Here is a 20,552-nt window from a genome sequence, read left to right on the forward strand (position 1 = left end):
GCTCCGATTTATTCATAGTTATTACTGTACTGCTATGGAGCTTAATGGTCCGGCGCTGATGTCTGAACCACACCGAGGTATGTCCTGTTTCTCTTTTCCATCCCTGCGAATTTTAATATGATATACTTACATTGGTTATAAAATATTACATTTTATTATGTTTCTCATATAAAAATAGCCAACGTTGACTTAGGGGGGATATTTTGAAACAGGACTCACTCCAAAGTATTGAATATCAAGTTGCCTTGTTAGTACGTCTGACAACGGCTCATAGTCCGAAGCTTGGAATTTTGGATCGCTCTGAATACCTTATATTGTATGAATTGCAAGCAAGAGGGCCTTTAGGAATCAATGTTCTGGCGGAGCATTTAATGGTGAGTATTTCAACAGCGAGTAGACAAGTAAGGAACCTAGAAACTAAAGCATATATCACCAGACATCCCGACCCTGTGAATCGTAGGATCAGCCTTCTGCAAATCACAGATGAGGGAAAAGAAGCTCTGAGTAAAGTCCAGGAAGCACGTGCTGCAGGTTATGATGAAATTCTTGAAGGTTGGACCAAAGAAGAACTCGAGCAGTTGGAGATGAACCTGAGCCGCCTTAATCATTATTTTAAAAAGTGGAAAAAGTAGTCGAGTATTATAAGAAAGTGATACATACGGGCATGATCATTCACAAGCGGATGGTCATGCTTTTTTTATATCCTTGCTGGCCTTCAGTATGAGGGAGGGAGAAAATTGTTAGTGTAAGTGATATTTTTTTATACTTTTTTGTTGTATAATACAACTTGTATAATACAAATTAACCTGTAAAAAATAAGGAGGTTTCTTGTAATGGATGGGAGGAAAATAGATGAGTCAACAGATTCATACATCAGCACTAGTGAAAAATAAAATTGGGATACCTCAATACTTGATCATTTCTTTCTTAACCATATTCGCGATAGGAGCGCAGTATTTTTCTAATCTCTCCTATGTCTTGAATCAAGGAGTTATTCAGGAAGGACTGCACATAAGTTCTGAAGATATACTTTTGCCCTCAGTCCTGTCTAATTTGGCGTTTGCACTTGGAGTACCTCTTGGGCCCGTTCTTACCGGGAAGTTGGGGCTGCGCAAAAATTACTTACTGTTCACTTTTATGTTCTTATGTGGTTCGGTTATAGATTTGATCTCTACTGGTATTGTGACATTGATTATCGGAAGAGTGATCCAGGGGCTTGGGTCAGGAATATTGTTTTTAACAATCTTACCTGTTAGTTTACGGGCATTTCCGAATAAAATCAGGAACTTATTTTTATTTATGGTTATCACTGGGCTGTTCGGCGCCAGTGCTCTCGGAGCGTTATGTGGCTCGATATCCTTATACACAGATGCATGGAGATGGCTGTTTTTACTAAATGTCATCGCATCTTTACTTTGCTTCATCATTGGCTTTTTCGGATTACCGAGACAAGAAGAACCGGTGCAAGAACAAAGGAAAGTGGATAAAAAAGCGGTAGTTCTGTTGTGTTTTACATTCCTTACGCTCGCCTTGCCATTATGCCATTTGTCTCCACATGGGTTTTCATCTATTTACGTATGGCCGTTTCTAATAATCGCGCTCTTGTCGTTGGGCCTATTTGTTTATGTCGACTTGAAAGCAGAAGCACCATTGGTTCCTTTTCGTACATTGAAAGCAGCAAAGCCTGTCTCCGGCACAATCATGGCTGTGGTTTCTCATGCTTCATTAATCATAGCTATAGCTGGTATCAATGGTTTCTTACAACATAATATGGAGCTTCCATACTTGAATCTAACGTACTTTTACTTTTGGTTCTTTATTGGGATTATAGGTAGCGCCATTGTTAAAACACTGCTTTTTGATAAGTTAGGGGCAGGAATCCTTGGTATGTTGGGATCGGTTGTGATGATTTATGTCAGCATTCAATGGAGGGGGATAGAACCTGACATACCCTTGCCGTTCCTCTATTTACAAATCGCATTGCTTGGTTTTGGAGTAAGTATGGTCCTTGTATCCGGTGCCCTGGGAACAGCCCTAGCTGGCGATATCCATAAAGCATCCAAACGATCTGCAACACTGCACTCTATCCGAAACTTTGCAGGAGCTTTGCTTTCTCCATTTGTTGGCTGGCTCTTACTAAGACAGAATACATTTCACTATCAAGAAATCAAGCAGAATCTAAATATAGAAAGTCCGCCAAAGCAGTTGGAATTGAGTGTGAAAAAGTCTGCCATTCTAGGTGCTTACCATGATTTGTTTACACTTTTATTGATCCTGGGGCTCATTATGCTTGTCGCTTCAGTCGTAAAAATGATGACAGGTAAAGGGAGATCACTCGTAAAGAAGGAAAAACAGATACTTCAGAATGAGTAGTCTAAGCCTGAACAGAATGAGAAATGAAAGTGCTAAGAAAAATGCCTACTCCTCACATCACCTGCTGAAAAAAGTATGGTCCGGTACTGATTAGGCATAGATAAATGGAGGATTCACCTCCATTTATCCTGGAATCAAGGCTTCCGTAAAAAAACAGGCGACAAAGCGATGCCTGTTTTTTTACGGAAGCATTTTATTTGAAGAAGCCCTCTTAGGGAAGAATAGGTTTGAAAGGGAAAAGAACTCAGGTGTCCTCGTTTCCTCTCCCGAATATCCCCTGAAATTAGAGAAACAATAGGTTTGTCACGACACGTGCGACAAAGTTAGTTTTCATTGTTATTGAATGCGCCTCCATAACTCCTCTATGATGAAGTTAGAAAGTTTTTATGATAATTTTTACTGAAAGGAAGAGTTTGAATGGCTCAATCAAATATTAAAGTTAAAGTGCAGAAGTTCGGTAACTTCCTTAGCTCGATGGTTTTACCGAATATTGGTGCTTTTATTGCATGGGGATTAATCACGGCATTATTCATTCCGACCGGTTTCTTCCCGAATGAAAACCTTGCCGAATTAGTCGGCCCGATGGTTACTTACCTGTTGCCGCTTTTGATCGGTTACACGGGAGGTAAATTGATACATGACCAGCGTGGTGGAGTTGTGGGTGCTATTGCCACGATGGGTGTGATCGTTGGTGCCCCTGATACGCCGATGTTCATGGGTGCCATGATCATGGGACCGCTTGGTGCTTACGTCATTAAGAAGTTCGACGAGATGATCGATGGAAAAATAAGATCCGGATTTGAAATGCTTGTCAACAACTTCTCTGCTGGAATTCTCGGTGGTATTCTCGCGATTCTTGCATTCTTAGGTGTAGGACCGGCAGTTGAAGGTTTCACGAAGATACTTGTAGTAGGAGTGGACTGGTTAATCGGAGCTGGATTACTTCCGTTAACAAGTATTTTGATCGAACCTGCGAAAATTTTATTCTTGAATAATGCGATCAACCATGGTGTTCTATCTCCAATTGGACTGGACCAGGCACAGGAAGCTGGTAAGTCGATCCTGTTCCTGCTGGAAGCGAACCCTGGACCGGGTCTTGGTGTGTTATTGGCTTTCATGCTGTTTGGCAAAGGAACGGCAAAACAGTCAGCGCCAGGAGCGGGTATCATTCACTTCTTTGGTGGTATCCACGAGATTTACTTCCCGTATGTGTTGATGAAACCGATGTTGATCATCTCTGTTATTCTTGGTGGAATGAGCGGAGTTTTCACCCTTGTGCTTTTAGGTGGAGGTCTAGGAGCTCCGGCTTCTCCTGGTAGTATCCTGGCGATTTCTGCTGTTACCCCGCCAGAAGGTATGGTGTATGTAGCGAACTTCGCTGCCGTTCTTGTGGCTACCGCGGTTTCCTTCATCGTATCTGCTCTTGTGCTTAAGACAGGCAAGCAAACGGATGAGGATATTAATGAAGCGACGAAGAAGATGGAAGATATGAAAGGGAAGAAAAGCTCTGTTGCAGGGAATGTAGCAGGAGAGGAAACTGCAGATGAAGCAGTAAATAATGGCGAGTTCCCTCAGAAAGTCGACAAGATCATCTTTGCTTGTGATGCTGGCATGGGATCGAGTGCCATGGGAGCTTCCCTGCTTAAGAAGAAAGTAAAAGAAGCCGACTTGGATGTATCTGTTACAAATACAGCGATCAGTAATATCCCTGCAGATACGGATATTGTCATCACACAGGAAGAGTTGACACCGAGGGCGAAAAGTAAAATGCCGAATGCTTACCACATTTCGGTTGATAACTTCTTATCAAGCCCAGAGTACGATAAATTGATCGCGAGTCTGCAAAATGATATTACAGAAGAACAGGCAGAACTTGTAGAAGAATCGGAAGAAGATGCGGTAGACACAGAGCCGCAGATGGATCAGGATGATGACTTGCTGTTGGAAGAGAACATCTTTATCGGCAAGGAATTTTCTACAAAAGAAGAAGCCATCCGTTTTGCCGGAGAAGTGTTAGCCAAGGCGGGTTACGTGGAAGACAGCTATGTGGATGCGATGGTTGACCGTGAAGAGATCACCTCCACTTATATGGGTAATAACGTGGCCATCCCACATGGTACAGAAGAAGCGAAAAAGGCTGTCCTCAAATCCGGCTTTACGGTTATCCAGGTGCCGAATGGGGTAGATTTTAATGGAGAACAGGCGAAGATGATCTTCGGAATCGCCGGTAAAGATGGCACACACTTGGAAATCCTTTCTGGTATTGCCGTGATTTGTTCCGAACAGGAAAATGTCGATCAAATGATTGAAGCGAAATCGGCTAAAGAAATTAAGGATATCATCAACAGCAAATAAGCAACTTAGAGGAGAAAGGCGGGGTTATTCCTGCCTTTCTGTTCTGCTTTTTCCCGCTTTTTTTCTCTTGAAAGAGGGACATCTTAATTAATGAAATGAGTGAGAAGAATGTTTATCACCTCAAGGGAAAAATCCATCATTGATATGATTGTCCGAACATCGGGAAAGCACACCGTCCACTCGCTTTCTTCGTTTTTAAATGTCAGCGGGAGAACGGTCCAAAGGGATTTGAAATCCATCGAAAAGATTCTGCAGCAATTTGATCTGACGTTGAACCGGAGGGCGGATGATGGTCTTTTTATCGATGGTAAAAATGAACAGATTTTCAGACTGATCCAGAACCTTGCCGGTGTTAACCCGACGGATGAAACACCAGAAGAAAGAAAGTTGAGGTTGCTTATAATCTTGCTCCAGGAAGGCCCCTCGATTAAAAAGCAGGTGCTCGCCAACGAGCTTGGAGTAAGCGGTGCGACGTTATCTGCCTATCTGGATGATTTGGCGCAATGGTTGAATAAATTTTCCATCACACTTACAAGAAAAAGAGGAGTAGGGATAGAGCTGATTGCCGAGGAAGTTAACAAGCGGCATGCGCTTGCCAACTATTTCTTAGTGTACTTTTATGAAGAGTTGATCGAGAATTTGTACTTACTGGAACAAGGGAAAGAGGACAACGAAAAAATCCTCGGTTATTTTTCTCCCCAGTATTTATTAGTGATCGACAAGCTGGTGAATCAAAAAGTCAATAAAGGGCAGACGAGGTTGGCAGACAGTGATTATATCGGTCTCATTGTTTACATTTGCCTTACCATTCAACGCACTCAAGATGGTTTTTCCCTGCAAAAGGAATACAAAGAAGAGAATGAATCTTCGAGTGAGTTTCAGTTAATGAAAACGATAAGGGAAGAACTGGAAGAAAAACTTTCCATACCGATCACGAATAGTGATGTTCACTTTTTGACGATCATCTTAAAAGGCTCAAAAGTCCAGGCTGCTGATGCTGGCTACTATGACAGCGTACTGCTTGGAAAGCTGATTAGAAACGTCATCAAAGATGTTTCTTTCATGCTGAATGTGGATTTATCTGACGACTTTTCCTTGTTTCAAGGGTTGCTTGCCCATATGGAGCCCTCGATTTTCCGCTTGAAACAACAACTGGAATTATTCAACCCTTTGACAGAAGAAATAAAGAGAAAGTATCCAGTGTTATTCATGGCGGTAAAGAAAAGCCTGGAAAGCGAATTCAACGATATCGATTTTCCGGATGATGAAGTCGCCTTTATCGTTCTGCATTTTGGCTCAGCCCTTCTCGTGCATGAAGAAAAAGTGAAAATTAACGCTGTCGTCGTTTGTCCGACAGGAATTGGTGCTTCTAAGATGCTGGCAAGCCGTATGCAAAAAGAACTGACAGAAATTACGGATGTGAAAATATTATCGATTAAAGATTTCCAATCCGCTAATCTGGATAACTTTGACCTTGTGATTTCCACGGTCAGGCTTCCTTTCACGGATATTGATTACATTCTGGTCAGTCCCTTGTTAAGTGAAAAAGATATCGGATTCATCAAGAGCTATCTGCAAAATAATCTGGATAAGCTAACAAGGAAAAATCAGTACTTGAATCCGAAGGAGCAGCAGGAAGCCGAACCTCCAACTAAACAACATGATGTGAAGGAATTGCTGCAGGAGATCAAAGATGTCCATTCCAGTATGGATGCCATTTTGGAAAATTTGTTAGTCTACCGTACAAAGCAAGACGGAGACCATTGGAATGTTTTACAAGAGATGGTGGACCAGGCAGAACAGGAAGGTCTGCTCACAAATTATGCTAAGGTGATGCAAGAGTTGGAGGAGCGGGAGAAAAAAGGCGGCCTCGGGATACCCAACACGAACATGGGCCTTTTTCATTGCCGTGACGACAATGTCCACGAACTCATTTTCCGTGTTTCCCATTTAGGGACCCCTTGTAAGGTCAAGGGGATGGATGGGGAGGAAATGCAAATGAAGAACCTGCTGCTGATGCTGGCACCTGAAAACATGAGCAAGCGGGAACAGGAAATACTTAGTATCATCAGTACAAGCTTGATCGAAAGTGATTTCGCAATGATGATTTTCTCCTCTTCAAACGAAGCAATGATTCGAAAAAAATTGGAAGATTTATTTTTAGACTATCTGAAAAATAATTTGATAAAGGAATGATGACCGTGAAGCAAACCGTTCATTTTGGAGCAGGAAACATTGGCAGAGGATTTATTGGGGCACTATTTTCTCAGTCTGATTATCACGTAACTTTTGTCGATATCGCAGACGAAATCATTAACAAATTGAATGAAGAAAAAAGCTATCAAGTTAAGTTAGCGACTGAACAGAAAGAGACCGTGACGATTGAAAACGTATCAGGATTAAACAATATAAAACAGGAAAATGAAGTGGTAGAAGCGATTCAGAATGCGACCTACCTGACGACAGCGATCGGTCCAAATATTTTACCGAGGATTGCACCGTTGATCGCCCGGGGAATTTCCGAACGCGCGGCTGCATCACAGGAAAATCTGTATATTATTGCATGCGAAAACCAAATCGGTGCAACAGACATTTTAAAGAAACATATCTTCGAACATCTGGATGAAGAAACGAAGAAGAAAATCGAAGGAACCGTCTATTTCTTTAATTCAGCTGTCGACCGTATCGTGCCAATCCAGGACCGGGATTCTCTTGATGTGCTCGTAGAACCTTATTTTGAATGGGTTGTGGAAACGAAAGAGGAGATCCCGGCAGTAGAAGGGATGACAATCGTCGATGACCTTGCTCCGTTTATCGAACGAAAGCTGTTTACGGTTAATACAGGCCACGCGGTAATCGCATATTTTGGTTATCTTGAAGGTAAAGAAACCATCGACCAGACGCTTGCGGATGAGAAAGTCGCCAATCAGGTCCGGGAGACACTTAAGGAAACGGGTGCCTATTTGGTCCAGGAATATGGTCTGAATGAAGAAGAACATCTCCAATACATCAATAAGAACATCGAACGTTTCAAAAATGCCTATTTGAATGACGGCGTCACAAGAGTCGGACGTGCGCCGATTAGAAAGCTGGGACCTGAGGATAGATTGATTCGTCCAGCAACACAGGCGAAAAAAGCAGGGTTATCTTATACGAATCTTGCTAAAGCGATCGCAGCAGCGTTATTGTTCGACCACCCAGAGGACGAAGAAGCAATGAAAATCCAGGAAATGATCAAAGAACACGGTCCAGCTTACGTGTTGAAAACCGTAAGTGAGCTGGAGGAAGACGATCAGCTGACGAGAGAAGTAGTCCGTCAATATGAGGAATTGAAAAAATAAATCTGAAAGAGTCTGATATGAAAATGAATCAGGCTCTTTTTTGTATTACTGGTGCCTGACCCCCCGCGTTAATACTTTAATATAGTGGGGGTCAGGCACGGAATCAGGCCATCATTATTCTGTAATATTTAAGCAGGGCTTGGGTACCATCATTTCCGCCTTCTTCGTCATTCAGTTTGTCATACAACTCTTTGGCAAGTTTCAATCCTGGTACAGGAATTTGCATTTGTTCCGCGGATTCAATGGCGATTTTCATGTCCTTAATAAAATGTTTGACATAAAATCCAGGAGCGAAATTCTCTTCTATCATCCGGGAACCCAGATTTGAGAGAGACCAGCTGCCGGCAGCTCCGAATTCAATGCTTTTTAGCACTGTTTTAGGATCAAGACCCGCTTTTTCGGCGTATAAAATTGCTTCTGTGACGCCAAGCATTCCGGATGCGATAGCGATTTGGTTACACATTTTGGTATGTTGGCCTGCCCCGGCTTCTCCTTGTAAAACGATGTTCTGCCCCATGATTTCAAGAACAGGACGGACCGCTTGGTATGATTCGTTGTCTCCTCCAACCATAATGGTGAGAGCGCCATTTTGTGCGCCGACATCTCCACCGGAAACAGGTGCATCGAGGGCATGGATGCCTTTTTCCTTGGCTTGTTTGTCTATCTTTTGAGCAAGCAGTGGGGAGGAGGTGGTCATATCAATCACATAACTGTCTGGTTCGGCATTCTCTAAAATGCCTGCTTCGCCGAAATAAATACTTTCCACATCACTAGGATAACCGACGATCGTAATGATGATGTCAGAGTCTTGTGCCAGGTCAGCGATAGAATCCTTCCAGTTCGCTCCCTGATCCAAGAGTTCCACAGCCTTTTCTTTAGTCCGTGTAAATACATTCAGTGTGTACCCAGCACCCATTAAGTGGCGGGCCATACTTTTCCCCATGACCCCTGTGCCGACAAACCCTATTTTTTTACTATTCATAGCGGTATCCTCTCCTTGTATGTATTTGCCTCCATCCTATCATATTATTCGAGGAATTATCTTCGATAGACTCTCTTTAGCAAGCATCGGAGATTAAGGGAAAACAGTATAAACACTTATCTTTGGGTGGATAGAAGCATGTTTATTATTCAATAAAAGTTCTTTTATATGAATCAACCATTAATAGTACGGAACCCATTCTTGATTTATTTCGTCAAACAAAAAGGACAGAAAAAGGGGGGATACCATGCAGGAAGAAAAGTTTAAGAAAAACACAGATAAAGAGATCCTAATGGAATTAATGGAAAAGTATGGAGACATGGTGGTTAGAATTGCTTTTACTTATGTGAAAGAACGGCAATTAGCAGAAGATTTATCTCAAGAAATATTTATTCGATGTTATCAAAAACTACATACATTTGAGAACCGCTCCAGTTACCGGACGTGGCTTTATAGAATCACTGTCAATCACTGTAAAGATTATGTGAGGAGCTGGTCGTTCAAAAACATGATTCCATCTGAATCGATTAATTCAGAAAGAACACAGGAAGATGTCAGTGCGCAAATCCTTGAAAGAGAAGAGAAAAAGCTGCTTTTTCAAAAGGTGCTGAAGCTGTCGGTAAAGCTTAGGGAAGTCATCATTTTCTATTACTATGAAGAGTTAACGATAGAAGAAATTGCTGATCTGTTGAATATAAAGGAGAGTACGGTTAAAACACGCCTTCATAGAGCGAGGAAAAATTTAAAGAGAGTACTGAAAGGAGGAGAGACATTTGAGTGAACGTTGGGATTACCCAGAAGAGATAAAGAATTTGAAATTCAATAAAGAAAATCAAAACAATGTAATAAATCGGCTTAAAGAACCAGTTCGAGTAAAAAAGAAGAAATTCAGAAAACGATGGGCAGCTGCCGCTTGTATCTTTCTATTTATAGGTGGATTGATGTTTACCCCGGCTATGGAACATGTCGTTGCTAAAATTCCATACATCAGTCAGTTCCTGGACCAGAAAGAAGATCGGATGGAACGGTTGGATGCCTTTTATGAAGACATCAGTCTCTCTCTTAAAAAAGAGGGTTATCAAATGGAGAATATCCAGGTGAGTTGGGATGATAAAGAAGTCATCATTGAAATGAAAAGCATGAACAATGATGATTTTGCTGTGCAGCTATTGGTGGAAGAGGAATTAGAAGATAAAGGATTCAACGATTATTCCGTTTCTGTCAAACCTTTTAAAGAAAGAAACACAAAGACAGATGTGACAGAAGAAGAAATCGAGGAATATCAGAAGAATACCGAAGAACTGGAAACAAAGTTGACAAAACGTCTCGAAAAGAACAGTTTCGAACTGATGTTCCCGGTTCAGGTCCAGATGAACCCAACACAAGGGGTGTATATCAACGTAATTGTTCCTGAGACAGAAAAACGATTGGATCTTTTAGAAGAAATTATGCTGGAAGAAGGAAAGGAATATGGCGAGGATCCAGACTTAGATATTCGACAGGTACAAAAAAGAGCTAGGGAACAGGAGATCCGCTGGGGAAAAACTGGAGCTATTAATGATATTGCCCAGGCGATGATGGAATCAGAGCAATTTCCTGTCACAGGATTTTCGTACTCCTTCCACCCCTATCCATTACAAATCAAAATCAAAACATCGCTTGGTCAATCATCCCGGAGGTCTAAAGAAATAGCAGAAGAAATTAAAAGCGAAATCGATCTTTTTATTCAAAGCGGAGAAAAGACTAAGTCCATCAGAGAAGATCGCTATGAGGTTCATGTGCTGAGCAAGGATAAAAATAAAATTGAATGAATGTGGTGCACCGTGGAGTTAAGGCGAATGGGCGAGTTTATAGAGAAACTTCGTGGGTGAAATGAATCATGCATAGGAAGAACTCTAAAGCCAAGGTATCGTATTTCTAGATAGGATTTGAAGGCAGGCTGGGCGTATATATAGTTGTATCCTCATTAAAGGACGTGGGGTTACTATGAAAGAATAAGAGTTATAAAAATATGTTCAACTTAAATATCGGAAGGAAATGAATATGCCAAGCCCTCTTGCATGTTACGAGCTGAAGACAGATAAACTGTTCTTCAGCTTTTTCTTGTTTTTTAGTAAAAAACCAAAATTATTTAGAAAACCTAAAATTCAGGTTAGTTTTCTTCATTTTAAGGGAATAAAAAAGAGTATTTAAATTTTACCATTAGAATGTCATCTATAGGGTACATTTCTAACTCAAAAAAATATATATGAAGAGCCTCTTCAAGTTGCATACTTCATTTGGGCTATTTTTGGAAATGAGTGCCCCTGCTAATCAGAGTTACTCTCTCTGCTAATGGAGATTCAGACTCGTCAGTTTTGATTTATTTAGGAGGATTCTCATGTACGAATTAGATACAGAGGTATTAATCGTTGGTGCCGGGCCTACGGGATTGACGATGGCGAATCAATTGAATAACTATGGTGTCCAGTACCAGATCATTGATCAAAACGAACAGCCATCCTTATATTCTAAAGCTCTAGTTGTTCATTCCCGTACGCTTGAATTATTGAGGATATTCGGCGTTACAAACAAACTGATGAAGGAAAGCACAATAGGTGAACATTTGAATTTTTATTATCGTGATGAAAGGTTATTTTCCATGGACGTTTCCCTGTTGAAAATGAAAACGGATTATCCTTTTTTAAGTATCCTGCCTCAAAGTGAGACGGAAAAAATCTTAGAAAATAATCTCCCTGACAAAACAGTGCAGCGAAGTACAAAACTGCTGGATGTGCAACAGGAGAAAGATTTCGTCCGGGCTACTGTGTTAAAAAATGGAAAAGAGCAGACGATCACGTCTAAATATATAATAGGATGTGACGGGGCTCATAGTACTACAAGAGATCTCGCTCAGATGCCGTTTGAGGGAGAATCAGAGAATGTATCTTTTATGCTTGGGGATGTGAAAATCGATGAACCTTCTTTAGACAATCGATTATCCCTTATCTCTACAGAACGTGGTTTGCTTTTCTTTGCTCCTTTCCAGAATGGATACACGAGAGTAATTGTCATGGACTTTGATAAACAAGGCGACCGATTCCCTGAAGAGGTTACCTTCAAAGAAATCCAGGATTCAGTAACAAAGCTGTATCCGGAACCTTTGCAGTTGCTGGATCCTTATTGGCTGTCAAGCTTTACTGCTTCTCATCGTCATGTTCCCTCTTATAAGGATAAGCGACTGTTCCTTGTAGGTGATGCGGCACACATTCATAATCCGTTAGGGGGCCAAGGAATGAATGTAGGGATCCAGGATGCTATCAATCTATCCTGGAAACTAGCTTATGTTTTGAAATATCAACTGCCCCCACGTTTACTAGATACTTATCAGGAAGAAAGAAAGCCGGTAGCTCAAGGTGTTATTGATGCCACAGAACGTTTGATCCGGATTATGAGTATTCAAAATAAATATGCTATAAAGGCCAGAAATAAAGCATTCCAGCTAATCCTGAACAATGGTACGATCCAGAAGCAAATAGCCTCCCGCTTATCACAAATAGAAGTTGAATATACATTTACTTCGTTTTCGAAACGAATGGGGAAGAGCCCCAAACCTAAAAAAGTAACAGCAGGAGAAAGAGTTCCGAATATTCGCCTTTACACGGTACAAAAAGAGAAAAGTGAGTTGTACCATTTGTTGAAATCAGGGGAATGTCTATTAGTTATGTATACCGACGAAAATAGCCTGCCAAGACTGGAAAGCCAAGTAAGAAAAGCGCTTCAAGTTTTTTATCAGAAGGTAGGGACTTTCCTGACACCTGTTTTTATTGTGGAAAGCGATGGGCTGGGAACGGAGTATACTGGAGATGGAATTTACCTTGACAAAAACGGGGAAGCAAAGGAGAGATTAGGTTTATTTAAGGGGGATGCAATGATTATTCGCCCGGATGCTTATTTTCTAGTCCACACTTCCTTTGATCATGTTGGTGATTTAAAAGAAGCTTTAGTCAACTATTTTGGTTAATTTATCGGGAATATGCCTCCAAAGTTTATCTTATCTCTTTAGCGTTTCTTCTTCAGGGTCCAATATTATCAGGGGTCGGCAATTAGGTGATTGTATTTTGAAGTGATTGCTGGAGGTAATGATTTACAGCCTAGGAGAAGTGAATTGTGAGGGATCTTATAGTAAAATATATAATAGGTTTAATGAGTTAAGGTGATAAAGAAACCTATATCTCGATGTGAAGCCTTTTAATAAATACGGGGAAGGATGACAGTTATGGAACTAACTTATGATTACTCTAATCAATTAAAAGGATTCTTCGAAAAAAACAGCCACATTTTTGAGCAGACACTTTTGTCGGAGGCAGTGAACGTCAAAGACAAAATTGACGAAATTTTAACTATAGGGAACATCGACCTTGTGAACAATGCGCATCACCTGGTTTTTTATATTATTGATGGGGAAGATGAAGCGTTGAGGTCGTTTGCCAAACAAGAGGGAATTGCTTGGGCCACTCACTCCATTGACCTTTCATTCAAATTAGAATGGATCCAAGCTATCCGCAGAACACTGTGGAAGATGATTGAGAAATACTATGAAATGAATAAGAATAAGGAAGTCCGTGATTTTTTCCAGTTGGAAAGCGCGATTAATAATCGGGTGGATGAATTTCTGAATTCGTTCTTCATCAGGTATTCTACATACAAAGATTCCTTACTCTCTGCTCAGCAGGAGCTGGTCAAAAATCTTTCTGTCCCAATCATTCCAATTGGTTCCTCGATCTGTATTCTTCCACTTATCGGAGCGATGGATGCCAACCGGATAGAGATTCTGAAAGACAAAGTGTTAACAAAAGTCTCTGACTTGAGAATTGAGACATTGATCATGGATTTGTCCGGCATCGCAGCGATGGACAAAGAAAGCACGGTTGAGTTAATGAGCTGTATTGATGGTATTGGCATGATGGGATGCAAGACAGTCATCACTGGTTTAAGGAAAGAAATTGTAAGAGAAATTACAAGTAGCGGAGTCCATTTCAATCAACAGACGGAAACGCTGGCTACTTTACAGCAAGCGTTAAGCGAATATTTTCTTCCTCAGCTTCAATAGGTACACAGGATTCCACCTCGACGAAAACCCTTTTCATATCTGTTTTAAGGTCATTTTGTCGTTACAATGATTGGCGACCTGAAAAAGGAGAGAGGCTTTCACAGCTGCCTCTCCTTTCTTTTCTAGGAGCAGGTGGGCGGTAGATATTGTTTGGTTGTGAAAAAGAGAAGGGGAAAGTAGAAAAAGGATTAAAAATGTGGAGGGTGAAATATGAAGGAACTTGGAACACTACAGGAGTCAAATGGTCGCTATGCATTAAGATTTGAACGTTTTTTCTCTAGTAAACCAGAAGAAGTATTTCCGATTATAACGGATCCTAGTTACTTTTCCCAATGGTACCCTTTCGCGACAGGGGAGATGGACCTTAAATTGGGTGGTAAGATTGGTTTCGATGATGGGGAAGGGTCGATATATGAAGCCGTCATAACTGCGTTGGAAAGTCCTCATACTTTTGAATTCCAGGAAGTGGATGATCAGATACAAATCTCCTTGCGGGAAGAAGGAGAAGGCTGCCTGATGGTCTTCACTCATGTTTTTGATGATAAGGAAATGGCGATGTATGTGGCTGCTGGATGGCACAGGTGTCTGGATACCCTTCACCAGTTAGTCGACGGGCATCCGGTGGAATGGAAAGATAATGCAGCGGAATTACGGGAAATGTATCGAAAATCATTGGATCTTCGTTAATTTCCTTGCTGATTGAGAGTTTTCCAAAAAGCTTCCTCATATAATTGAATGGGGAATCGTAGTTGGCATTTCCTCCATAGGGCGGGAATTTTGCCCGGCTGCAGATTTGTATGAAACAAGTGGTTGAGTGTGTGCGGATTTTCTCCACTTAGAAATGTAAAAACCAGCTGCGGGCTTATCGCCGAGCTGGTTTTTTTATCAAGTGTTATACATTTTTAATGATACATATATATTGCTATAGAAAAGAATCTGTGTTAAATTTAATTATTGACTTACGTTTATTTTATTTTGGGTATAGTTCCCTCTATTTTAGATTGTATTCTAAAACTGCTGGAAAGTCAACCTTGAATTTGTATTTTCTTAAGGAGTGGTTTATGTGGCTAAAGAAATTCAGAAAGAGCAGGAATACTTGGATAAGGTGAAGCGAACCATCAAGAAGCAAATAAACGAGGTTGAAGAAGACGCAGCCAAGCGTAAAGAAGAAGTGATCCATATCCGGAAACACTTTTGGGATGATCTTAAGGTAAATATGGACACATTCGACGATTACCTTGAAACGATTATCGGAATGAGACAACAAGCGCAGGATTTATCAGTAAGCCAAGGCACGCATCGCCATTCTTATAAAAGGTTGGAAAAGCTTAAACGTATCGAGAAAGTCCCTTATTTCGGTCGGATTGACTTTACAGAAGAGGGTACGAATGATGCAGAGCGGATTCATATCGGTGTTTCGACGGTTTTCGATGAAACGAAGGAAACGATCCTCATTTATGATTGGAGAGCTCCGATATCGAGTGTTTATTACGATTATCCTCTTGGCCCGGCTGAATACGCTACTCCTGAAGGCGTTATTCATGGGGAACTGGAAGGAAAGTGGCAGTATAACATCAGAGATGGCGTGATCCAGTCCATGTTCGATACTAGCCTTACGATCGGTGACGAAATTTTGCAGGAAGTGCTGGGACAAGGGTCTAATAAACATATGCAAAGTATCGTTGCAACGATACAAAAGGAACAGAATAAAATCATTCGGAACGTTCGCGGCAGACTTCTAATTGTACAGGGAGCTGCGGGGAGTGGGAAGACATCAGCCGCCCTTCAGCGAATTGCTTATTTTCTCTATAAATACCGCGAGACGTTGAAGGCGGATCAAATCATATTATTTTCCCCGAACAACATGTTCAGTAATTATGTATCCCATGTCTTACCAGAACTTGGAGAGGAGAATATGCTGCAGGAAACTTTTCAAAGTTACCTGGAACACCGGTTAGGGGACTCCTTTACAATTGAGGACCCTTATGAACAATTGGAATATTTGCTGGTGGAGACAGAGGATCCTGCTTATAAAACAAGGAAAGCCAGTATTCAATTTAAAGCGTCCGCACACTTCTTTGAAGCAGTCAAAAAGTACCGGGAAGCTTTAGAGTCGGATGGAATGTTATTCAAAGGATTAAAGTTTCGCGGTCAAACGATTGTATCCGCAAAGCAAGTAAAGGATATTTTTTATCGGGAAAATACGTCGCTTCGCTTTCATAACCGGATAGATATGTTGAAAGAACGGCTTCTTAAAGAAATCGATAAAACCGAAAAACTAGAGAGGAAGAAGAAGTGGGTACAGGATCAAATAGAGCTGCTTAGCAAAGATGAGCTTCAAAAGGTATACAATCAATTGGAGGAAACCGATGAATTTAATGAAGATTCCTTTGAATTTTACGTGAAAGAGAAAAAGGTGCTTACTCGTATGATTGTACGAAGCAAGTTGAAGCCTTTACGTAAAAAGGTAGAAGGTCTTCAGTTCATTAATATCAAAGGCTTGTATAGGCAGCTCTTTGAAAATTCTATAAAGCAAAAGTTATGGGAGGAACAGGATCTTCCGCCAGAATGGGAAGATATTTGCTCTTCCACAAGAAAAATGCTGGAGGAAAACAAGCTATTCCAGGAGGATGCTACCCCTTATTTGCTGTTAAAAGAACTCATTCAAGGGTTCCACTCCAATACTTCTATCAAACATGTGCTGGTAGATGAAGCCCAGGATTATTCTGTATTCCAATTCGAGTTTTTGAAAAGGTTATTTCCAATGGCAAAAATGACGGTCCTTGGGGACTTTAACCAGGCCATATTTGCACACGCCGATCATTCTGTGGATTTCCGGTCGTTAACCAGCTTATATGGGAAAAGTGAAACAGAATATATCAACTTACAACGCAGCTATCGGTCTACAAGGCAAATCATTGAGTTCACCCGGCAGCTTGTCCCAGAAGGGGAACATATTGAAGCTTTTGACCGTGAAGGAGATAAACCGATCCTTTCTATCTTAGCTAATCATGATGAATTACACACTGAAATAGGGACTAAAATCGAAGCCTTAAGAAATAGTGACTATCAAACGATCGCCATCATATGTAAGTCAGCTGCGGAAAGTTCTGTTGCTTATGATGTGCTGCGTGATCGTATCCACAACCTTAAACTGGTGAAGAAAAATAATGATGAGTATGAAAAAGGGGTTATCGTTATTCCGGCTTACCTTGCAAAAGGAATTGAATTTGATGCGGTCGTTATTTATGATGCATCCATGGAAGTTTATGGGGAAGAGAACCTTCGCCGGATGTTTTACACTGCTTGTACTAGAGCGATGCATCAATTGCAAATTTATAGTGTAGGTGAGCCGAACCAATTCTTGAGTAACATTCCATCTGGCCGAGAGCTGATCTCCCAAGGATGATGATGGTTTTTAGGATAAATAGAATTTAGGTAAGTAATTTGTACCGATTCCATCTGTTCAGCGTATCATTTGCGTGTCCCGGATGTACCAGCCCATGCACGTAAGTTTTCCTATTGAAATGCCCCCCCGGTGCCTGACTTCACGATTTTCATAGTGGAGGCAGGCATTGTTATTTTCCAAGTGTAAAACAGTGAAACCATTGAAAATCCGATTCGTATAAATGGTATGAAGGTGCTGGGAGGTGAACTTGTGGGGAAAAAGAAAATTGAGTTAGGTGAGGAAAAGCTTCATTATTTAATTGCTGTAGCAGCGATTACTTCATGGCTGCTATACTTTGCAGCAAAACTGGATTTTTATGATAGTGAAAAAATCCTCTCAGGTATAACTTTCATTTCTATCACAGCCCCTTTATATGCCGTTTGTGTTTTTGCCTATTATCATTTGAATGGAAGTAATACATAAGCAAGAAGTGGTGGTGGATTTATGAGTGAAGCAAAATTGAAAAAAATCAGGCGCGTCCTTCTTTACACTGCCTTCTTGATGGCTGCGTTTGTCATTTCCTACTTTATCGCCTATCCGCTCGGGTATTCTCCCTACGGTTACGAAGTGCTGGAAAATAAAGAGGGCGGGATTGTTCTCCAATCTTATAACACATTCGGGCTTGAAGGAGAGCGAGTTCCTTATCAACCGCGAGAAGGGGAGGAATGGAAACAGGAGTGGCTTGTCGACCTGATTGGTCAGCAGGAGTTCCATTATCACCTCTTTTTCACTTCCATGATTGTCGCGGTGTTCTGGGTTGGAATGGATGTTGTTAAAGGGAAATCACTGAAGAGTGCCCTGATTCTCAGCTGTTTTTATGTCTTTACATCCGGCCTATCCCTAGTTCAACATTTGGATGATATTAAGGATATTTTACATAGTTCACTATAAAAGGTGTCTAATGATATCACTCGTAATATTCAGGGGGAGAGAGGCATCCCAAAATGAGTCAGAATGGAAAGGAGGGGGAATAAGTGGAGGGAGTGGATCGGGATATACAAGAAATGAAGCGTTTGAAAAAGAAACAATTAGTTCACTATAACTTCGGGATGCTGTTGTTAATGGTGCTGTTTGCATATTTTGTGAGGAACGGAGGGTCTGCTAACCTGCTTTTGGGCTTATGTTGTGCTCTTTTTTGGATATTTGCAGCTGGTATGCTGTACACCCTTAAGACTGGAAAGGTGCTGGGTCCAAAATCAAGCAGCGTGTGCAAGCTTTTGACCGAGATCGATTGGGAGAGAAGCGGTGGAAGCGAAAAACCACGCTATCGGCTGTTTTTCTCTGTGTGTTAAGTGTTGGCTTTACAGTAATGTGGCTTGCTATGGATTTTGATTCTGTAAGGTTGGAATTTCCTTTTGATGCTATTCCATTTATCGGAAGTTGGCTAGGTTTTAATATAGGAGAGGGCATCAGGATCAGCAAATTATAAGAAACAGAAATATTTACATAGTATGCCAGCAACCAACTGTTCCTCCGGAGCTAAGTATTAGTTTATTGAGAAAGGACTTATCAGGAGAAGGCAATCTAAAACAATTTCAAGTTGTTTTATGATGAGAGTGAGGATTTCAAGATGGAAATGGACAAGTGGAGAAAGAAAATAAAACTGTATGGAAGCATACTCGCAGGCATGATTGGTGTTTTGTTATTACTAGCATGTGGTTTGCTTTATCTGTATGTAGAAGAATCGTCAGAATCAGCAAGGTATCAGGGGTATGTGGATGGGGTGGCTTCTGCTTCCCTCTCGGACCTTGATGATGCTGTTTTAAGTGTTAGTGAAATTCTGGATGAAGTGGTCGGGCAAAGAGAATTGGATGAAGAGCAGAAAACCGCTTTGATAGAAGGATTCCATAAGATTAAAAGAGAGGCTGAAAAAAATCAGCAGTTGGTTGGAAGGATGCTTAGGGATGATGGTGAAGCCCCTACGTTGGAACAAACGGCACGACAAGCGAAAAAATATTGTAATCATTTTCGTCGTCAAGGTCCAAGTGAAGAATCCGGGTACAATGATACGACAACTATAGAAGCGGAGGACTTCGCAAACCATATTGAAAAAGTAGCTGTCAAAGAAATGGATAAGGAAGATGTTTTCATAGAGTGGGAGAGTAAATTACGAGATTACGAGGAAGCAACTTATGCATTTCGTGATGATTACCATTTTCTCGACAGTTCAGGTTTTTTTGAAGAAGAATATAATGAACAGTGTGGTTAATAGAAACTCTCCCTTTCTTATGGATGGGAGAGTATACAGTGGATCAAGGGAGAATATAAAGACTGTCCATTTAAAAAGGGGAGGCATGGGACGATGGTTCCATTGAAGTTTCCCGAGGAATGTTTTAAGATGACAAGGAATGAATATTCATTCCGGATATGGAGGAGAGCCAGGTATGTCTACTTCAGTAAATAAGCGAGAAAATATTTTGCAAAGCGCTTTAGCCTTTTTTGCCGAACGAGGGTTTGACGCTACAACGATTCCGATGATTGCCAATGATGCGAAAGTAGGAGCAGGAACGATTTATCGTTATTTTGAAAACAAAGAAGTGTTAGTCAATACCCTTTTTCAGCACTATGTTGAATTGTTTACGAATACACTAGTGGAGGAGTATCCAAGTGATCACAGCCTCCGGGATCAATTCCACCACTTATTTCAAGGAATGGTCCGCTTTACAAATGAACATGAGCATGCGCTTTATTTCATTAAAACACATAACGCGGCTTATTTTTTGGATGAAACAAGCCGGAAGCAATTTGAGAAATTATTGGCGATTCTTCGTAACTTCCTTGATCAGGGAAGGGAAGAAGAGAAGATTCGTGACCTCCCTTCTACCGCGTTGATTGCCATTATTTTTGGTGGTTTTTTAGAATTACACAAATTAATTCGTGCTGGGGAAATTGAAGCCTCAGAAGAATTGCTTGAAGGTGTAGAAGAAAGCTGCTGGGATGCGGTCCGCACCCATAAGTGAA

General features: G+C 41.0%; 17 protein-coding genes. 16 read left to right on the plus strand and 1 reads right to left on the minus strand.

The window, feature by feature from the left end; translation table 11 throughout:
• Positions 1-203: 203 nt before the first annotated feature.
• The 5 genes from BMZ58_RS16630 to BMZ58_RS16650 all read left to right on the plus strand — a co-directional run bounded on the left by BMZ58_RS16630 (position 204) and on the right by BMZ58_RS16650 (position 8,069).
• Positions 204-632: a MarR family winged helix-turn-helix transcriptional regulator gene (locus tag BMZ58_RS16630; protein WP_075037689.1), complete on the plus strand. Its 429-nt coding sequence runs from the start codon at positions 204-206 to the stop codon at positions 630-632.
• Positions 633-852: 220 nt separating this feature from the next.
• Complete coding sequence (locus tag BMZ58_RS16635) at positions 853-2,373, plus strand: MFS transporter (protein ID WP_075037690.1); 1,521 nt, start codon at positions 853-855, stop codon at positions 2,371-2,373.
• Between the two features lie 417 nt (positions 2,374-2,790).
• The gene (locus tag BMZ58_RS16640) at positions 2,791-4,728 is read left to right on the plus strand and encodes a PTS mannitol transporter subunit IICBA (RefSeq protein ID WP_075037691.1); all 1,938 of its coding nucleotides are present in this window, start codon (positions 2,791-2,793) and stop codon (positions 4,726-4,728) included.
• A gap of 108 nt (positions 4,729-4,836) precedes the next feature.
• Positions 4,837-6,924: a BglG family transcription antiterminator gene (locus BMZ58_RS16645; protein ID WP_075037692.1), complete on the plus strand. Its 2,088-nt coding sequence runs from the start codon at positions 4,837-4,839 to the stop codon at positions 6,922-6,924.
• Positions 6,925-6,929: 5 nt separating this feature from the next.
• On the plus strand, positions 6,930-8,069 hold the full coding sequence (locus BMZ58_RS16650; protein ID WP_075037693.1) for a mannitol-1-phosphate 5-dehydrogenase: 1,140 nt from the start codon (positions 6,930-6,932) through the stop codon (positions 8,067-8,069).
• 103 nt (positions 8,070-8,172) lie between these two features.
• On the opposite strand, the gene BMZ58_RS16655 is transcribed toward BMZ58_RS16650, so the two are convergent.
• Positions 8,173-9,051, minus strand: coding sequence for an NAD(P)-dependent oxidoreductase (locus tag BMZ58_RS16655; RefSeq protein ID WP_075037694.1), 879 nt, complete (start codon positions 9,049-9,051; stop codon positions 8,173-8,175).
• 247 nt (positions 9,052-9,298) lie between these two features.
• Between BMZ58_RS16655 and BMZ58_RS16660 the strand changes: the two genes are divergently transcribed.
• The 11 genes from BMZ58_RS16660 (at position 9,299) to BMZ58_RS16710 (ending at position 20,551) form a co-directional block, all read left to right on the plus strand.
• The gene (locus BMZ58_RS16660; protein WP_075037695.1) at positions 9,299-9,832 is read left to right on the plus strand and encodes a sigma-70 family RNA polymerase sigma factor; all 534 of its coding nucleotides are present in this window, start codon (positions 9,299-9,301) and stop codon (positions 9,830-9,832) included.
• On the plus strand, positions 9,825-10,862 hold the full coding sequence (locus BMZ58_RS16665) for a DUF4179 domain-containing protein (RefSeq protein ID WP_075037696.1): 1,038 nt from the start codon (positions 9,825-9,827) through the stop codon (positions 10,860-10,862). The genes BMZ58_RS16660 and BMZ58_RS16665 overlap by 8 nt, the downstream gene beginning before the upstream one ends.
• Positions 10,863-11,431: 569 nt before the next feature.
• Positions 11,432-13,054: an FAD-dependent monooxygenase gene (locus BMZ58_RS16670; RefSeq protein ID WP_075037697.1), complete on the plus strand. Its 1,623-nt coding sequence runs from the start codon at positions 11,432-11,434 to the stop codon at positions 13,052-13,054.
• Positions 13,055-13,309: 255 nt separating this feature from the next.
• Complete coding sequence (locus tag BMZ58_RS16675; protein WP_075037698.1) at positions 13,310-14,143, plus strand: STAS domain-containing protein; 834 nt, start codon at positions 13,310-13,312, stop codon at positions 14,141-14,143.
• Between the two features lie 210 nt (positions 14,144-14,353).
• The gene (locus BMZ58_RS16680) at positions 14,354-14,830 is read left to right on the plus strand and encodes an SRPBCC family protein (RefSeq protein ID WP_075037699.1); all 477 of its coding nucleotides are present in this window, start codon (positions 14,354-14,356) and stop codon (positions 14,828-14,830) included.
• A 376-nt stretch (positions 14,831-15,206) separates the two neighbouring features.
• Positions 15,207-17,552: an RNA polymerase recycling motor HelD gene (gene helD / locus BMZ58_RS16685; protein WP_075037700.1), complete on the plus strand. Its 2,346-nt coding sequence runs from the start codon at positions 15,207-15,209 to the stop codon at positions 17,550-17,552.
• Positions 17,553-17,801: 249 nt separating this feature from the next.
• Positions 17,802-18,014, plus strand: a complete 213-nt coding sequence (locus tag BMZ58_RS16690; RefSeq protein WP_075037701.1) for a hypothetical protein — start codon at positions 17,802-17,804, stop codon at positions 18,012-18,014.
• Between the two features lie 21 nt (positions 18,015-18,035).
• Positions 18,036-18,482: a hypothetical protein gene (locus BMZ58_RS16695; RefSeq protein WP_075037702.1), complete on the plus strand. Its 447-nt coding sequence runs from the start codon at positions 18,036-18,038 to the stop codon at positions 18,480-18,482.
• An 83-nt stretch (positions 18,483-18,565) separates the two neighbouring features.
• Positions 18,566-18,883 (plus strand): hypothetical protein, encoded by a 318-nt coding sequence (locus BMZ58_RS16700; RefSeq protein WP_075037703.1) that lies wholly within the window; start codon positions 18,566-18,568, stop codon positions 18,881-18,883.
• Between the two features lie 278 nt (positions 18,884-19,161).
• Complete coding sequence (locus BMZ58_RS16705) at positions 19,162-19,800, plus strand: hypothetical protein (protein ID WP_139207367.1); 639 nt, start codon at positions 19,162-19,164, stop codon at positions 19,798-19,800.
• A 175-nt stretch (positions 19,801-19,975) separates the two neighbouring features.
• A complete protein-coding gene (locus BMZ58_RS16710) occupies positions 19,976-20,551 on the plus strand; it encodes a TetR/AcrR family transcriptional regulator (RefSeq protein ID WP_075037705.1) in 576 nt (191 codons plus the stop codon).
• Position 20,552: the final 1 nt, after the last annotated feature.

Origin of the sequence: Halobacillus dabanensis, from assembly GCF_900114165.1 — a bacterium.
In the GTDB taxonomy this organism is placed as follows: Bacteria; Bacillota; Bacilli; order Bacillales; family Halobacillaceae; genus Halobacillus; species Halobacillus dabanensis.

What these genes read in the sequence shown, in the direction of transcription:
- BMZ58_RS16635 (WP_075037690.1), top strand. Translation starts at nt 853, where the DNA reads ATGAGTCAACAGATTCATACATCAGCACTAGTGAAAAATAAAATTGGG.
- BMZ58_RS16640 (WP_075037691.1), top strand. Translation starts at nt 2,791, where the DNA reads ATGGCTCAATCAAATATTAAAGTTAAAGTGCAGAAGTTCGGTAACTTC.
- BMZ58_RS16645 (WP_075037692.1), top strand. Translation starts at nt 4,837, where the DNA reads ATGTTTATCACCTCAAGGGAAAAATCCATCATTGATATGATTGTCCGA.
- BMZ58_RS16655 (WP_075037694.1), bottom strand. Translation starts at nt 9,051, where the DNA reads ATGAATAGTAAAAAAATAGGGTTTGTCGGCACAGGGGTCATGGGGAAA.
- BMZ58_RS16660 (WP_075037695.1), top strand. Translation starts at nt 9,299, where the DNA reads ATGCAGGAAGAAAAGTTTAAGAAAAACACAGATAAAGAGATCCTAATG.
- BMZ58_RS16670 (WP_075037697.1), top strand. Translation starts at nt 11,432, where the DNA reads ATGTACGAATTAGATACAGAGGTATTAATCGTTGGTGCCGGGCCTACG.
- BMZ58_RS16675 (WP_075037698.1), top strand. Translation starts at nt 13,310, where the DNA reads ATGGAACTAACTTATGATTACTCTAATCAATTAAAAGGATTCTTCGAA.
- BMZ58_RS16680 (WP_075037699.1), top strand. Translation starts at nt 14,354, where the DNA reads ATGAAGGAACTTGGAACACTACAGGAGTCAAATGGTCGCTATGCATTA.
- BMZ58_RS16695 (WP_075037702.1), top strand. Translation starts at nt 18,036, where the DNA reads ATGAGTGAAGCAAAATTGAAAAAAATCAGGCGCGTCCTTCTTTACACT.
- BMZ58_RS16705 (WP_139207367.1), top strand. Translation starts at nt 19,162, where the DNA reads ATGGAAATGGACAAGTGGAGAAAGAAAATAAAACTGTATGGAAGCATA.
- BMZ58_RS16710 (WP_075037705.1), top strand. Translation starts at nt 19,976, where the DNA reads ATGTCTACTTCAGTAAATAAGCGAGAAAATATTTTGCAAAGCGCTTTA.